The sequence below is a fragment of the Fundicoccus culcitae genome (assembly GCF_024661895.1).
GTDB classification, from domain to species: Bacteria; Bacillota; Bacilli; order Lactobacillales; family Aerococcaceae; genus Fundicoccus_A; species Fundicoccus_A culcitae.
The window spans coordinates 2523003-2537625 of record NZ_CP102453.1 but is presented as its reverse complement, the minus strand read 5'-3'; the positions used below and the strand labels follow the sequence as shown (position 1 = coordinate 2537625).

The window sequence follows — 14623 nt, the reverse complement described above, 5'->3', positions numbered from 1 at the left end:
AATGCTAACAAGGCGCCTATTATAGGTTAGAAAGACAGTGAAAGTTAGAATGAAGTTGAAGTAAAAAATAGATGAAACTAAGAAACTTTATCAAAACCATTAATCGAAATATACAACACCTTTTATGCATAAAAATATAGCAAGAGAATGTCTTTTATTCATCCTTTTGCTATATCTATATTGTTTCTTATAATTTACTCTTGAACTATTAACTTTTTAGCTAATGCTAAGCATCCAATAATTGCAGCTTCATCACCTAATTTTGGCGACAGGATATAATCATCAATTGAAGGAATTGGTCGATAACCATTCAATAATTTTACAAATTCTTTTTTAACTTTTTTTATTAAGTGGTCTTGTTTCATTACTCCTCCACCATAAATTATTGCTTCTGGAGCATAAAATAAAGTAGAATTATAAGCACTCTGGGCAATATAATATGCTTCGATGTCCCAAAAATTATCAGTTGCATCTAGGTTATTTCCCTTTATACCAAATCTATTTTCAATTGAAGGACCTGAAGCCATCCCTTCTAAACAATTTTCATGGAACATACAATTTCCACTATATTTATCCTTTGCGTGTCTATTAACTAATTGGTGACCTAATTCTAAATGTGAATATCCCTCAATTAGTTTCCCATCATATATAACCCCACCACCAACTCCGGTGCCAATAGTATAATATACGATATTTTTTAGATTCTTTCCTGATCCTAAAACATATTCACCATAGACTGATGCATTAACGTCAGTAGTCCAATACGTTGGAAGGTTGTATCTTAATAATATTTCGCCTAAAAAATTGTAATTTTTCCACCCGATTTTTGGTGTATTAGTAATAAAACCATAAGTCTCAGAATTTTTATCTATATCAATTGGTCCAAATGAACCAATTGATATTCCTTCCAATGCTTTCTTGTATTTATCAAAAAAATTAAAGACATATTGCATAGTTTCCTGAGGATTTGTAGTTGGAAAACTCACCTTTTCTATTATTTTAAAATCATGGTCTCCAACTGCACAAACAAACTTTGTCCCACCTGCCTCAATTGCTCCTAACACTTCTTTCACCTCATTTAATAAATGTTCCAATTAGAAGATTATTAATTTTATTTTTAATATTATCAGTAACAAGGTTAATCTTATCAATTGGTTCATCCAAATAAAATGTATTAGACATTGCATAATAATTATCAATAATTACTTGTATCGATGAACGATCAAGGATAATCTCTACATGATGTCTAGCCTGTCCATTATAAATACTCATTCCAACTTTATTTATATCATTACTTTCACTATCATAAATCAAGATATCTGATTCTTTACGTGTAAAGTTAAGTTTCTGATTCGTAATTTCTAATGTAACTTTCGATATTTTATTAATCGAACTGAATTCTAGGCTCAGCGGCACTTCTGTTTCAAATGATAGAAATTGCAATTGTCTATACTCATCAAAGTTTAAATCTTCAACAAGAATTTCATCTACTTCATATAATTTATCTAACTTTCCAACAATATTCGGATGAAACCGTTGCTTAATAAGTCCATCTTCTAAGTATAATTGTCTAGGCATGGTCATCTGACCAGTCCAACTATGTTTTAAGACATCTGTTGGATATGTTCGGTTCCAAGCTTGATGCCAGGCGATAACAAAGTAAGTTCCATCCTTATCTAATGCGGATTGAGGTGCATAAAAATCAAGCCCTTCATCCATCTCTCTGACTGAATAAATGTCAAATTTAAAGGTCTCCCAATTAAACTTCCCTTCCAACATTAAAGTGCAATGAGGATAATTTTTTTCTTTATCTTTATGGTAATAATCCATAGCAGAAACAACTAAGACATCTTTTTCATCCAGAAATAAAATATCAGGACATTCTGCCATTGACCCTAAATATTCACTTTTTTCTAAAATTACGGATACAAAGACCCATTCCAAAAGGTTGTCCGAGCGATACAACAAAACTTGCCCTCTTCCTTCTAAACTTCTAGAACCAATCAAACAATAAAAAACACCATCTTTTTCAAACATTTTTGGATCTCTAAAATCTTGAACTGCAGTTCCTGCTGGAATTGATGATTCATCAAGAACTGGATTGTTTTCATATTTAGTAAAATGAATACCATCTTCTGAGATAGCAATATTTTGATTTTCTCTTTTAGATTCTTCATCTTCATTATTTAAATGTCCTGTATACATCAAATATAGTTTCCCATCTTTTTCAATAGCACTACCTGAGAAACATCCATCTTTGTCATACCATTGGTCAGGAGCTAATGCAACTGGTTGATCTTCCCAATTAATTCCGTCCTCACTTACACTATGTCCCCAGTGCATTGGTCCCCACTTAGAATCATAAGGATAATACTGATAAAACAAATGATATTGATTATTATATATTGATACCCCATTTGGATCGTTAATCCAACCGATAGGAGCACTATAATTTAATACAGGGTAAAATTGTTTATTGATTAAATTTTGTTTAATAAATTCATTAGATTTTTCTAGTGTATATTTCATACTATTTCTCTCCAGTTCCAGTTGCGCCTAGTCCTTGTACTAAATATTTTTGGAAAAATACATATATAATTACTAACGGTATTGTTGATATTGTTAACATTGCCATTATTTGACTTATATAAACGGGTTGAGTATTATTGATATTCGTTATCGCCACTTGCAATGGATATCTCTCTGAATTTGTAATTACCATTAATGGCCAAATATAATCATTCCAACTCATTATGAATGATAAAGTTCCAACAGTCGCGATTGCTGGTTTAGACATTGGTAACATAACTCTTAAATAAATATCAAATTTTGTAGCTCCTTCGATCATAGCTGCTTCTTGGACTTCTTTAGAAACTGCTCTAAAAAATACTGTAAACATATAAATATAAAGAGGTGTTGCCAAAAGAGGTAAAATAACAGCTAATGGAGTATTAATTAAGTTAAGTCTTTGAACAACAACAAATTTTGTAATAATAATAGTTTCTGCTGGAATTACTAATAGTGCAATCATTAATCCAAAAAGTACTTTTTTATATTTAAAATCTATAGTAGCAAATGCAAATCCAGCTAATGAGTTAATAATTATCGAACCAATTGTTACTGCTAAAGCATAGAATATACTATTTCCTAAATAACGGACTATATCAAATCGATCAACTATTGTACTATATGATTGGAACCATTCACTAACATGGCTTGATGGAAGAAATGATTTCAAGGTACCCATATCATCAAAAATTGCTGCTTCTGGTTTCATTGATGAAACAACCATCCATACTAATGGGAAAACAAATAATAATGCTAATATTATGCTCAGTATGTTAAATAATATTTTAGTTGTTTTATTATTCATTTTCATCCGCTCCTGTTAGTCTTCTTTGAATTAAAGTAAATATAATAATTATCGCACCATAAATAACCGTCATGGCACTTGCATAGCCAACATATCTATCTGTAAATCCAGTTCTATAAATATAGTATACAGGGGTTAATGTAGAATTTAGCGGTCCTCCTTGGGTCATAACCATTGGTTGAATAATTAATTTAAATGCATCAATTAATGTTGTAGTAAGTATTAAAATTGAAGTTGGTTTTAACATTGGTAACGTAATTTTTGTAAACTGTTGCCAACGGTTAGCTCCGTCAATAGTAGCAGCTTCATAAACTTCATTAGGTATATTTTGTAATCCAGCTAGAAAAATTAACATTTGATATCCTGCGCCTTGCCATGCTGAAACAAAGACTATTGTTATCATAGCTTGGTTTGGACTTGATAAAAAAGGTTGACGATCCAAACCAATTCTAACTAATATTTCATTAATTAAGCCTGCAGATGGATTAAGTAAATACATCCATAAAATCGAAACTACAACTAGTGACATAACTACTGGCGAAAAATAAGCAATCTTATAAATAATTGTGTGTTTTTTATTATTATTTACTAATAAAGCCAACCCTAACGCTGCACCAACTTGAATCGGCATAATTAAAATTACAAACTGAAAAATGTTAATTATACTTTTTCTCATTAATGGGTCTTTAAATAGTCTAGTAAAGTTATCAAAACCAATAACTGTTGTTTTATCTGGAGTCAACATATAATAATCTGTAAAAGAATAATATATTGACATTAAAGTTGGTATGAACAAAAATAGTCCTAAAATTATAAATGCTGGCGCAAGAAATAAGTATCCTGAAATATTTTCTCTTACTTTTTTATTTTTTTGGAATAATTTCATTTCCATAAATTTACCTCTTTTCACAGTCCTATAATAAAAGGGTGAATTATGATTTACTATCACAAATCACCCATTTTATCTATTGCTATTGTACTAAAATAGATTCCATCTCTTGAGCTTTTATTTCTAACAATGCTTTTACATCTGAGTTTTGTTCAAAATATGTTGATTCAGTAACTGTTTGTTGGAATGTACGACTAATTTGAGGATAATCAACTATCTTAGGTCTTGCTTTTCCTGTCTTAGTGTTTTGTTCAATAAGAATTGCCATTGGTTCACTTACTTCTTCCATCATTCGATCAGCAACTGATTGTCTTGCTGGTAATACACTATTTCCCATACTCATATTATACAATTGTTCTTCTGACATTAGAAAATCTATCAATGCTCCTGCAGCATCTGGGTTATCAGTGGTTGTAGACATACCATATGCCCAACTACCAGTTGGACTTACTAATTCTTGAGTCTCTGGTGATACTGGATACGGCATGATTCCATAGTTAGTGTCTGGATATTCACTATCTAATTGTTGCATAGTCCAAGAACCACTCATATATAATGCATACTCACCTGAATGGAATCCATATTCAATAGGAGTAATGGTACTATAATTATTTTCGATTAGTGATTGAATGAACTCAAATGCAGTAACATTAGCATCTGAATCAAATACTCCTATAGCTTTAGTAGTATCTTCACTTACAATATCTCCACCTGCTGACCATACATAAGGCGCAAATGCATACAATAACCATTCTGAATGATCATCAAATCCCATATTTAATATTGGTTTATTATAATGTGCATACAATTGTTCCAATAATTCATTAAATTGATTCCAATCCCAAGGATCATCGACAGTTGGTAATGTAGTAATATCGATTCCTGCTTCTTCTAACATGTCAATGTTATAGTAAATACCAACGCCAGATTCAGAGTAGCCCGCAGCATAAAGATTACCATCGAACGTACCTTGATCTATAATACTTGGTAAGATATCTTCTTGATTAGTGATATAATCATCCAATGGTTGTAACATTCCAGAACTAGCATAAGCAGCTACATTTGGTCCATCCAATGTAAATACGTCAGGTAATGTGTTTGTAGTTAAAGCTGCATTTATTACATCTTCATATCCTCCACCTGATGCACTTCTAGGAACATAATTTACTTCGACAATATATCCAAATTCATTTGTTTCATTAAATTCATTTGCGGAATTTACCATCACCTGACCTTCAGCAGATTCTTCAGAGTATTGTACCCATAAAGAAATAACATTATCTTCTTGTGCAGAAACTAAACTTAAATTACCTGAAAAAAACACAACGGTTAATAACAACATAATAATTTTTTTGAAATTTTTCATTTAAAAACTCTCCTTTTTTAATAAATAATCGCTACTGTTTCATCAATCGCATTTATAGCAGCACCTTTTAATATATAATCAACTTGAGGATCTGCATATATAATGGATGTTTCTTTAATAACGTCAGAAATTCCTCTTTCATTTAACACTTCATCTAACTCACTTTGAATATACTTAGACGCAATTGACAATTCATCCCCAATAATAATTTCTTCTGGATTATATGAATTTATTATGTTTAGTACGCCCAAAGATATATAGTAACCTGCTTCTTTCAAAATTTTCATTGCTAATAAATCATTATTATCTGCACATTCAACAATATGTCGAATCGTTATTTTTTCTTTAGAAAATATCTTTGAATCAGTATATTCCCATCGCAAACTAATTGCCTGATTTATTATAGATAGTGAAGAACAATATAATTCTAAACACCCATGGTTACCACATTTACATTTTTTACCTTGATGATCAATACTTACATGTCCTAGTTCACCAGCAACTCCTCTATTACCCAATACTAAATTACCTTCATTAATCACCCCTACTCCGACCCCTTCACCAACTAAATAATATGCTAGATTTGATGTCATTCTTTCAGATTCATTATTTATACATGCTAAAGCTCCCGCGTTAGCATCATGTGTAATAATTACTGGAATATCTATTTCGTTCTCAAATACGTCTTTTATATTAATATTATCGAAACCAATTATTTCAGTCATCAACATAATAACTCCCGTTTGCATATCGAAAGGTCCAGGAACAGCTACTCCTAATGACAGATATCTATTATCTTTGCTAAGTTCATTTTTTACTTCAATGATAACTTGCTTCAACATTTCATTTGCATTAATTGTTTCGAATTCAATTACTTTTGATTCTTCGCATTCTCCTGAAAGATTAAATTTTCCAATTTTAAAATATCTTCTTGATAAATGTACTGATAAAATCCTATAAGTTTCATTATCTATTGTTACTCCAATCGCTCTTCTACCTCGTATTCCTTTAACAAATTCCCCCTCTTTAAGTATTTTATTATCAATTAATGATGCGACTATCTTTGAAACTGCAGCTTCCGATAATCCCGTAATCCTGCTAATTTCTGATCTGGACATTATTTCATTATTTGTTATTAAACGAACAATTAAATTTTTATTACCCAAAGAAATATCTGATGGTTTCAAGCCTTTGTTCATAAGTAACACTCCTATATAGCATATCCCTTTACTTACTAATGACTTAACTTTGTTAAGTCTTAACTAAGTTAAGATTAATATACATAAAATAATTCGTGTTGTCAAGCGCTTTCAGATTTTTTCTAAAAATATTTTTTTTAAATAGAATTTATTTCCCATAACAAAAAGACTATTCTTTACTTCGAAGTAGAGTTCGATCTTTTATTTGATAATTAAGTTTAAGGTAATCGTTTTGATTCAAGTACCGGCAAGTTACGTTGAACGTACTTAACCAGATCCACTCACCCACCACAGCGTAAATAACCGAGTGTTTTTTAATAATTGTGTCAAGAACGCACTGGCACACATCATTCCCTTAGGCCTTTAGGACTTAGGGAATGAGTAGCCAGGCGAGTCCTGGGACCTAGGCCCATGACGGTTCCACAATTATTTAAAAACACTCGGTTATTGGAGCTGTACTAGCAGTGATATTTATTTAAAAGGTTTTACTTGGCCTTCAAAGCACCTGCAGCTTTAACTTTCACGCGCGTGGCGTTGCCAGGCAGATAAGCCAACGGCACATCTTCAAATGAAATGATAGTCGTATTATCAGGGTCCGCACCTGCATCGACCGCATTTTGAATGGCTTCTACTTTAATGGCTTCAATCATAGCCATACGGTTGTCTGGTGAAATATCGTAAATACGATCTAAATCACCACTAATGTCAGAAATGGCTGAACCAATCGCATTAGCAACCGCACCACTTTCAGGTGTGTCAACTTGGCTTGCACCACGAATGTCCCCTTCAATCAAGGCACTACCGCCCCCACAAAGGATGACAGGCACATCGTTGGCGCTGGTTTTCATCCGTTCAACCCCTTGAGAAATCATCTCAAGTAATTCCGTGTACACACTATCAACGAAAGCCGTATCCAAATCAGCCACTCTCTCTTTGTCGCCAAGTTCAAGAACCCCTTTAGCTACCGCAATATCGGTCACAGTCAAGGTATCACCACCAAAAATCAAGGCTTTTTCAGTTAATTGATAACCGACACTTTTTGGACCGACTAGAAAGTGGTCACCATCGACACTGACAATCGTTCCCCCGCCTAAACCAATCGAATAGATATCTGGCATTCTAAAGTTAGTTTGGACGCCGCCTAATTCAACCGACAAGGAAGATTCTCTTGGGAATCCATTTTGTAAAACACCGATATCGGTAGTTGTGCCACCAATATCAACGATGATAGCATCACTTTGGTTGGTTAGGAAGCTGGCTCCTCTTAAACTGTTGGTTGGCCCACAAGCGACGGTCAAAATAGGATATTTTAAAGTATATTCTTTTGACATTAAGGTGCCATCATTTTGACAGAAGTAGACTTCTGAGTCGATACCATGTGACTGTAAGGCGTTTTGAAAGCCTTCTGTGGTACGTTTAGCCACATCAATAATGGAGGCATTTAAAATCGTCGTATTTTCTCTTTCTAAGAGACCGATACTTCCAATACTGGATGATAAGGAGTAAGTCATCCCTTGAGTGCCTAATTCTTCTTCTAAAATTTCTTGAGCACGGATTTCTTGGCTATCATTCACAGGTGAGAAAATAGACGTAATCGCAATGGAATTCGTTTTGCCTTTTAATTCATGGGCAATTTCACGAATCCGATCTTCATCTAAGGGTGAAATTAAGTCACCATTAAATTCATGGCCACCATGCACTTGGTAAGCTCCCGCATTAATGGTTTCTGTTAAGTCGCTAGGAATACTGTACATCGGTGCAATGGCTGCTCCAGCAGGTAACCCAATCCGGATAACCCCGACTTTATTCAATCCATTACGGGTCACAATAGCATTGGTACATTGGGTCGTTCCTAACATCGCAAACTTAATATCTTTTTTATCGATAGTAGTATTTTCTAGAACTTTCGCAATGGTTGCTTCAATTCCTGATTGGATATCTTCGGTTGTAGGTGTCTTATAGGAGGCAATCACTGTCATGTTTTCATCTAGCAAAACCCCATCTGTATTCGTTCCACCTACATCAATTCCTAATTTGTATTGCATATTATGCCTCCTCTTTGTTTAGTTCTTCAAGTGGTACAAAATCCATATCATAACCAAAATATCGTGGTCCGACAGCTTTGATACCTGCTTCGGTTCGCCATTTGTTATCGGCAGGCATCCCAATCACGATACAACGCATACCGAATTTCAAGCCTTCAGTGGTAATTGGCATGCCCGTTTCTGCATCCAAAACAGAGATTAAATCCGGAGTGATACATTTAGGTTTTCCGTCAACCAAACAGATTAGATTTTCATTTTGAAATTCTAATTCACTTTTTGAACCGGCATAATCATTAATGCCTTCAAAGATAACTTTCCCACGAACAAAACCACCATCGGTGTGTCTTGAAACGTCCACTAATTTCCCATTAAATAACTCAATAGCATGCAGTTCTGCCTTTAATTCATCGATAGGATGCTTAGAATTTAAGATAATATCACCAAGTTTTTCTTCTAAAGTTAAGGAGTGATGAATGGAGGAATCTTTAACTTGTTTACCGGTCATTGGGTAAATGGCATTCATAATCGATCCACCCGCAGCCATAGTAATCGGACGAGCAATCTTTTCCGTCCACATACCGTCAATGGCTTTTACTAAAGTCGTATTTCTTTTTTCATCCGCTAAAACCATCGGTGAAGCATTAATGCCATCTAAGTAGAAGGTAACCATTTGTAACTCTGGAAAAGCTCGTCCCATACCATCAGCATCCACTACTGGAATCCCTAAGGTGGCCGCTAAAGCAAATGGGATAAGCGAATTAACACCACCTGCTTCAATTGGCATAGTTGCCGTAATTTCTTTTTCAAAGTAATTACCTAAAATTTGAAAAGCCTCAATGGATTCCTCACCACTTGGAACTTTTTCAACCATAACGGTAGGAGCTCCCATCATGGCAGAAGGGACAATAAAATCATCATCATTTAATTCATCAGGGCTCAGCAATTTAATGGGACCATATTTTTCTACTGCTTGAAGCGCCATTAATTTACCAATAAATGGATCACCTCCACCTCCGGTACCTAAAATAGCCGCACCAATGGCAATTTTTTCAATTTCATCTTTCCCAATTAATCTCATGCAGATCCTCCTTGTTTAAATTTTCTACTTCTACATAATCCATATCATAACCAAAGTACCTTGGACCAACGACTTCAATCCCTTTAGGAACACGCCATTTCGGGTCACAAGGAATACCGATAACCGCTACCCTAATACCAAATTTTACCCGTTCAGTCGTCACCGGCATACCTGTTTCTAAATCCAAGACACAAATGAGGTCCGGTGTCATACAAATAACGTCTTCGTTACGTTTAAAAATAAGATTTTCATTTTGAAAGGACATTTCAGCCGTTTCATCTTCATACTCATCTAAGCCGGTTAATTGAGTAAAGCCTCTAACAAAGCCACCTTCCGTTTTACGGGAAACATCAAAGACCTTCCCTTTAAATAATAAAAAGGCATTTAATAGTTTTAGTAACGCAGGAATAGGTTTATCAGCGGTTAATAAAATCTCACCAATCTGTTCAGACAAGGTTAAGGTTCCAATGACACCACTCTGCTTTAATTTATCAGCCGTCATAACATAAGAAGCATCCGAAGCTGTCCCACCAAAGGTGGTGGTGATACTGCGGGCAATTTTCTCCCCTTCAACGGCAGACATCCCATTAATTAAGGCCACGTTGCCTTGCATATCAGCAATCCCCATCGGCATCCCTTGTAAACCATCCAGATAAAACGTCACCATCTGCACTTCAGGAAAAGCTCGTCCCATGCCATCGGCATCGATGACAGGAATCCCTCTTTTAGCTGCAATGGGAAAAGGCACTAAACTATTACTCCCACCAGCTTCAATTGGAAACAGAGCATCAACTCTTACATCTAAATAATCTTCGATTATTTCTAAGGCGCGTTCATGCGATTCAATATCAGGGATTTTCTCAACACTGACCGTTGGTGCCCCAATCCCTGAAGGAGAAGCGACTAATAATTTGTCGTCCACCTCATCGATTGATAACAGTTGGACAGGACCATATTGTTCAATGGCTTGTTTACTAATGAGTGTCCCAATCGTTGGATCCCCTCCGCCACCTGTTCCTAATAACGTCGCCCCTAGGGCAATTTTTTCAATTTCTTCTACTCCGATATACCTCATATTACACTCCAATCGACGCTAAAAAGTCTTCCTCTTCCTTTGAAATAACGGGAATGGCTTTAATTAATTTCTTCGTATAATCTTCTTGCGGATGATTAAATATCGCTTTAACAGGCCCGCGCTCAATAATTTCTCCGCTTTTCATGACAATCGCTTCATCACAGAAATTCTTTACTAAGGCTAGGTCATGAGTAATGAAAAAGTAGGTCATGCCAAATTCTGCTTGGATTTCTTCAAGTAGCTGAATAATGGTGGCTTGAACGGACACATCTAAAGCCGATGTCGGTTCATCCAAGATCAACAAGTCACAATCCAAGGCAATGGCTCGCGCAATCCCAACCCGCTGTTTTTGTCCCCCGCTCAAAGTATGAGGATAGCGGTCGATAAAGGACTTCGGTAAGCGAATGACTTCCAATAATTCCTCGACCCGCTTCTTACGGCTTACTGCATCGCCCACTTTATGAATAATCATGGGTTCTTCGATGATTTGACGCAGGGTTTTTGATGGGTTTAAAGAAGACGAGGGGTCTTGAAAAACCATTTGTACTTGTTGGCGATATGTATTTAATTGGTTGTCAGTAAGGGTTAAAATGGATTCCCCTTTGAAGCGGATATCACCTTGGGTCACATCGGTAAATTTCATAATTAAGTTGGCTAGGGTTGACTTACCGGAGCCGGACTCACCTACAACCGCAAAGGTTTGTCGCTTTGGAATCACAAAAGAGACATTTTCAACGGCTTTGACGGTTTGCGTTTTACGGTTAAAAAAGCCTTCCTTCAATTCAAAATATTTGCTGACATTGGTTAGTTCTAAAATATTTTCTGTCATCGCTTAAACCACCTTTTGATCAATGATTCGCGGCAAGGCATTAATGAGGGATTTGGTATAGTCATTTTGCGGATTTAAGAAGACATCATCCGTTAAACCTTCCTCCACCACTTCCCCTAATTGCATAACATAAATGCGATCACTGACATTTTTAGCCACACCCAAATTATGGGTAATGTAAAACATTGAAATACCTTCATCTTTTACTAAACGCGTTAATTCTTCGTTAATGCTTGCTTGAACTGTCACATCAAGTGCCGTCCCAGGTTCATCACAAATTAAAAGTTCCGGATGATGAACTAAGGCCAAGGCAATAATAATCCGTTGACGTTGACCGCCACTTAATTCATGTGGGTAACGAGTCAGCATCTTTTCAGGTTCAGGCAGCTGCATTTTTTCTAAGAGTTCGAGTGAGCGCGTCTTGGCTTCTCTTCTAAGGACTCTTAAGGGTTTGTCTAATTTGGAATGCACACTTTTCTTGCCTTGAAAAATATAGACATTTTCTAGTTGTTGCCCAATGGAGTAGACAGGGTTTAAGGCGGTCATCGGATCTTGGAAAACCATGGAAATCCGTGAGCCACGATAATGGCGCCAATCACTTTCTTTCAGGTCTAGCAAATTGGTGTTATCGAACATAATATTGCCTTTTTGATAAACCGCTGGAGGTGTTGGAACAAGCCCAAGCATTGAGCGACAGGTGACGGTTTTTCCAGAACCTGACTCGCCTACAATCGACACACTTTCTCCTTTATCAATGTATATATTGACATCACGAATGGTATTGATGACATGATTATGGCTTGCAAAACCTACACTAAGGTCATTTACACTTAATAAATGCTTATTTGTCATACTCTAGCACCTCATAATCTATTTCGACGTCAAACAAATCACGTAAGCCATCACCGAATAAATTAAAGCCAAGAACCGTTAAAACAATGGCTAAACCTGGAAAGACTGATACCCACCACTGGGTTGGCAAAAAGACGCGCCCTTCTGCTACCATGTTTCCCCATTCTGGTGCGGGTGGTTTAGGTCCCAACCCTAGGAAACCAAGGCTCGCACCTGTTAAAATAACAAAGCCCATATCGGTTGTTGCTTTAACTATAATGGTTGGAATAACGTTAGGTAGGACTTCCCTAAAGGTCGTCCGAAATTTACTGGCACCCATCCCTTGTGAGGCTTTAATATATTGTTCGTTTTTAATATTCAAAGTTTCCGCTTGAACCAAGCGCGTAAACCATGGCCACCAGCTAAAAGAAATAGCTACCATAGTAGTAAGGAGTGACGGATCAAGAATCGCTGAAACAACCATGGCTAACACTATGGAAGGCACCGCCAAGAAAATATCGGTGATTCTCATGATGACACTGTTGACCCTACCGCCCCAATAACCGGCAATTAAACCAAGTGGCACTCCGATTAAAATGGCGACAGTTAAAACCACAATCCCCATTAATAAGGAATAACACGCGCCGTATAAGACACGACTAAAGATATCACGACCAATATCATCTGTCCCAAAGAAATACTCACTACTCGGCGGCAATAACATAGATAAAAAGTTAATTTCACCTGTAATCGATTCTGGATGTGGCGCGATATAAGGGGCTAAAATGGCAGTTATTACAATCACCACAATAATAACAAAGCCGACAATCGTTAATTTGTTTTTGAATAAACGTTTAATTTTCTTTCTAGTTGGACTCAGTTCTTTAGTCCTATTTGCGATTTCCATTTCATTACCCCACTTTTATTCTTGGATCAAAGTAACCGTACATTATATCGACAATCAAGTTAACCAAAGCAAACATAATCCCTACAATCAAGGTCACACTAATAATGGAATTATAGTCATTAGCAACCAAACCATTAATACTGTATTGCGCCATGCCCGGCCACGAGAAGACCGTTTCAACTAAAAAGGCATTCCCGATGAGTGATCCAAACTGCATCCCAATAATCGTCAGTAAAGACGTAATTGAATTTTTTAATAAATATCTGTTTTCCACAATATCTTTAGGTAGACCATACGCTCTAGCTGCTAGAATGTAATCTTTGTTTTTTCTCGACAACATATTATTCCGTGTCATCCGCATAATTTGCGCCATTGGCGCAATCGCTAAGGTGATGGATGGTAAGATAATGTGTTTAAAGGATATCCACAGCGCTTCCCAATCTAAGGTAATTAGGCTATCGAGTAAAAATAATCCAGTGACAGTGGTCTCTGGACCAGGTCCACGTCCTATGATTGGCAACCAACCTAACATATAACCAAAAATAATTTGCAAAACAATAGCTAAGAAGAATTCCGGAATAGCAATTCCTGTCATAGAGAAAATACGAATAAGAAAATCAGGCAGTTGATTATAATGTGTGGCAGATAGGATTCCTAAAGGAATCCCGATAACCACTGACAATATGGTTGCAATAATGGCTAACTCAAAAGTTGCAGGGAAGGTATCAATAATATCTAAAGCAACATTTCGATTGGTTCTTAGTGACATTCCCATATCACCGGTTAGAAAACCGGTTAAATAATTCCAATATTGTTGTGGATAAGAGAGGTTTAAACCAAGTTGTTCTTCCATCTGTAAGACTTGCGCCTCAGTCGCATTAGGTCCTAGGGCATAACGAATCGCATCCCCTGGCATTAGTCGAGATAAGATAAACATTAGGATGGATAAGCCTAAAATGGTTACTAGTAAACCTAGAAACCGTTTAATAATAAATTTACTCATAAGTCCTCCTATAAACAAAGAAAGAACC

At 36.0% G+C, this 14623-nt stretch carries 13 protein-coding genes; all 13 read right to left on the bottom strand.

Annotated elements, in window-relative coordinates; genetic code table 11:
• Positions 1 to 194 precede the first annotated feature (194 nt).
• Positions 195 to 1064 carry an ROK family protein gene (locus NRE15_RS11540; RefSeq protein WP_313793029.1) on the bottom strand — a complete coding sequence of 290 codons (870 nt, stop codon included), beginning with the start codon at positions 1062 to 1064 and terminating at the stop codon, positions 195 to 197.
• Between the two features lie 10 nt (positions 1065 to 1074).
• Positions 1075 to 2529 (bottom strand): glycoside hydrolase family 32 protein, encoded by a 1455-nt coding sequence (locus tag NRE15_RS11535; RefSeq protein WP_313793028.1) that lies wholly within the window; start codon positions 2527 to 2529, stop codon positions 1075 to 1077.
• Position 2530: 1 nt separating this feature from the next.
• Entirely contained in the window at positions 2531 to 3373 is an 843-nt protein-coding gene (locus tag NRE15_RS11530) for a carbohydrate ABC transporter permease (protein WP_390887148.1), read from the bottom strand.
• A complete protein-coding gene (locus NRE15_RS11525) occupies positions 3366 to 4265 on the bottom strand; it encodes a carbohydrate ABC transporter permease (RefSeq protein ID WP_313793026.1) in 900 nt (299 codons plus the stop codon). The genes NRE15_RS11530 and NRE15_RS11525 overlap by 8 nt, the downstream gene beginning before the upstream one ends.
• 79 nt (positions 4266 to 4344) lie before the next feature.
• Positions 4345 to 5628, bottom strand: a complete 1284-nt coding sequence (locus NRE15_RS11520) for an ABC transporter substrate-binding protein (protein WP_313793025.1) — start codon at positions 5626 to 5628, stop codon at positions 4345 to 4347.
• Positions 5629 to 5645: 17 nt separating this feature from the next.
• Positions 5646 to 6827, bottom strand: coding sequence for an ROK family transcriptional regulator (locus NRE15_RS11515; RefSeq protein ID WP_313793024.1), 1182 nt, complete (start codon positions 6825 to 6827; stop codon positions 5646 to 5648).
• Between the two features lie 485 nt (positions 6828 to 7312).
• Positions 7313 to 8872: a hydantoinase/oxoprolinase family protein gene (locus NRE15_RS11510; protein WP_313793023.1), complete on the bottom strand. Its 1560-nt coding sequence runs from the start codon at positions 8870 to 8872 to the stop codon at positions 7313 to 7315.
• Position 8873: 1 nt separating this feature from the next.
• Entirely contained in the window at positions 8874 to 9950 is a 1077-nt protein-coding gene (locus NRE15_RS11505; RefSeq protein ID WP_313793022.1) for a DUF917 domain-containing protein, read from the bottom strand.
• Positions 9928 to 11025, bottom strand: a complete 1098-nt coding sequence (locus NRE15_RS11500; RefSeq protein ID WP_313793021.1) for a DUF917 domain-containing protein — start codon at positions 11023 to 11025, stop codon at positions 9928 to 9930. The genes NRE15_RS11505 and NRE15_RS11500 overlap by 23 nt, the downstream gene beginning before the upstream one ends.
• 1 nt (position 11026) lies before the next feature.
• Positions 11027 to 11854 carry an ATP-binding cassette domain-containing protein gene (locus tag NRE15_RS11495; protein WP_313793020.1) on the bottom strand — a complete coding sequence of 276 codons (828 nt, stop codon included), beginning with the start codon at positions 11852 to 11854 and terminating at the stop codon, positions 11027 to 11029.
• 3 nt (positions 11855 to 11857) lie between these two features.
• Positions 11858 to 12706 carry an ABC transporter ATP-binding protein gene (locus NRE15_RS11490; protein WP_313793019.1) on the bottom strand — a complete coding sequence of 283 codons (849 nt, stop codon included), beginning with the start codon at positions 12704 to 12706 and terminating at the stop codon, positions 11858 to 11860.
• Positions 12696 to 13592, bottom strand: a complete 897-nt coding sequence (locus NRE15_RS11485; protein ID WP_313793018.1) for an ABC transporter permease — start codon at positions 13590 to 13592, stop codon at positions 12696 to 12698. Before NRE15_RS11485 ends, NRE15_RS11490 begins: the two co-directional genes overlap by 11 nt.
• Before the next feature lie 4 nt (positions 13593 to 13596).
• On the bottom strand, positions 13597 to 14595 hold the full coding sequence (locus NRE15_RS11480; protein WP_313793017.1) for an ABC transporter permease: 999 nt from the start codon (positions 14593 to 14595) through the stop codon (positions 13597 to 13599).
• Positions 14596 to 14623 lie beyond the last annotated feature (28 nt).

Bases quoted from the DNA above. Each gene is read 5' to 3' on its own strand.
- NRE15_RS11480 (WP_313793017.1), bottom strand. From the start codon at position 14,595: ATGAGTAAATTTATTATTAAACGGTTTCTAGGTTTACTAGTAACCATT.
- NRE15_RS11490 (WP_313793019.1), bottom strand. From the start codon at position 12,706: ATGACAAATAAGCATTTATTAAGTGTAAATGACCTTAGTGTAGGTTTT.
- NRE15_RS11515 (WP_313793024.1), bottom strand. From the start codon at position 6,827: ATGAACAAAGGCTTGAAACCATCAGATATTTCTTTGGGTAATAAAAAT.
- NRE15_RS11495 (WP_313793020.1), bottom strand. From the start codon at position 11,854: ATGACAGAAAATATTTTAGAACTAACCAATGTCAGCAAATATTTTGAA.
- NRE15_RS11530 (WP_390887148.1), bottom strand. From the start codon at position 3,373: ATGAATAATAAAACAACTAAAATATTATTTAACATACTGAGCATAATA.
- NRE15_RS11505 (WP_313793022.1), bottom strand. From the start codon at position 9,950: ATGAGATTAATTGGGAAAGATGAAATTGAAAAAATTGCCATTGGTGCG.
- NRE15_RS11485 (WP_313793018.1), bottom strand. From the start codon at position 13,592: ATGGAAATCGCAAATAGGACTAAAGAACTGAGTCCAACTAGAAAGAAA.
- NRE15_RS11520 (WP_313793025.1), bottom strand. From the start codon at position 5,628: ATGAAAAATTTCAAAAAAATTATTATGTTGTTATTAACCGTTGTGTTT.
- NRE15_RS11525 (WP_313793026.1), bottom strand. From the start codon at position 4,265: ATGGAAATGAAATTATTCCAAAAAAATAAAAAAGTAAGAGAAAATATT.
- NRE15_RS11510 (WP_313793023.1), bottom strand. From the start codon at position 8,872: ATGCAATACAAATTAGGAATTGATGTAGGTGGAACGAATACAGATGGG.
- NRE15_RS11500 (WP_313793021.1), bottom strand. From the start codon at position 11,025: ATGAGGTATATCGGAGTAGAAGAAATTGAAAAAATTGCCCTAGGGGCG.
- NRE15_RS11535 (WP_313793028.1), bottom strand. From the start codon at position 2,529: ATGAAATATACACTAGAAAAATCTAATGAATTTATTAAACAAAATTTA.